The 519-nt window shown below is 65.9% G+C and carries 1 protein-coding gene; it reads right to left on the reverse strand.

Features of this window, described 5'->3' with window-relative positions:
• Positions 1 to 519, reverse strand: a 519-nt coding sequence (locus tag AACY08_RS28710; RefSeq protein ID WP_339472472.1) for a hypothetical protein, incomplete at both ends; no start/stop codon positions are given.

Here is a 519-nt window from a genome sequence, read left to right on the forward strand (position 1 = left end):
CAACGCGCGGGCGACGAACGGGCTATAGGCATCGCGCGGGGTCGAGCGGCCCGCCGATGTGGCCAGAGTGTAGCGCAGCCGCTCATGCAGGTCGGGCGCGATCCCATCAGGCCGGTCTGCCTCGACCGCGCGCAATGTGTTGATGATCTTGCTGACCGTTATGTGCCGGTGGATCGAGCCCATCCCGCGCTGTTCGAGCGCGGATGCAAAGCCATCGATATGGGCTGCGCTTAGGTCGCTGACACCGGCCACCTTCTGCGCTTCATCGCCAAGCCAAGCGAAGAAGTGACGATAGACCTGGACATACTGCTTGATGACGCTGGCCGCACCGATCGATCCTCCGAGCTCGGCCGAGCGCCGCAGCGCACCGGCAAAGGCGATGGCGAGCGGACGAGGATCGAGCCCGGTCATATCGACCAGGACCATCCCGCCATGCCGCGCCTCGATGGTGAACTTGAGGCCGAGCACCGGATCGGGCTGCGCTCGCTCCGGCGTGATCGGCACAAAGGCGACGGGCCA

This window comes from Pseudomonas sp. EL_65y_Pfl1_R83, from assembly GCF_963970695.1.
Classification (GTDB): Bacteria; Pseudomonadota; Gammaproteobacteria; order Pseudomonadales; family Pseudomonadaceae; genus Aquipseudomonas; species Aquipseudomonas tritici.